Here is a 619-nt window from a genome sequence, read left to right on the forward strand (position 1 = left end):
GTCCAGCCTGGCGTTGGTCAGGTCGGCCGAGACGTTCTGGTCGCCGCTGCCGTTCTTGTCGATCGCCACCTTCACAGTTCCGGCAAGCAGCGGCTTCAGGCCGGGCATGGCGGCGGCGCGGATCTTGTCGTCGAGCACCAGGGCCACCTTGCGGCTGCGCGCCGGCCCCTCATCCCTGAGCGGCTCGATCAGATCGAGTTCGGCCGGAATGCCGTTCAGCAACGCCTTGGCGGAGATCACCGCCTTCTCGGGGTCGACCGTGATCGAACCGTCGGCATCCGTCACGACCTGTCCTTCGAAGGGCTTGGCCAGGGACATGCCGGTGTAGTCGAGCGACACCAGCCAATCGAGCTTCGAGGAGTCGACGCCGGACTGCAGCGGAATATCCGCCTTGACGTGACCGGTGACGCTGCCCGACAGGTCCTCCGGCAGAATGCCGACATGGCGCATGGCGTTGATCGGCTCGTAGGATGCGAGTTCGGCAACGGCGGATGCGTCGCCGTCGACATCGATGTCGAGCGCGCCGACGACCGGCGGGCGGTTGGCCGCCTTGACCGTCAGCGTGCCGTTGCTGGCCGCCACGGTGCGGCCGCTGGGCATGTAGACGGTGCCCGAGGAC

The 619-nt window shown here is 67.4% G+C and carries 1 pseudogene; it reads right to left on the minus strand.

Annotated features, from left to right (window positions below):
- Positions 1-619 (minus strand): annotated as a pseudogene (locus tag ENZ74_RS33680) (hypothetical protein); the annotation flags it as partial.

Source organism: Mesorhizobium sp. M7A.F.Ca.CA.002.15.2.1 (genome assembly GCF_003998715.1).
GTDB classification, from domain to species: Bacteria; Pseudomonadota; Alphaproteobacteria; order Rhizobiales; family Rhizobiaceae; genus Mesorhizobium; species Mesorhizobium ciceri.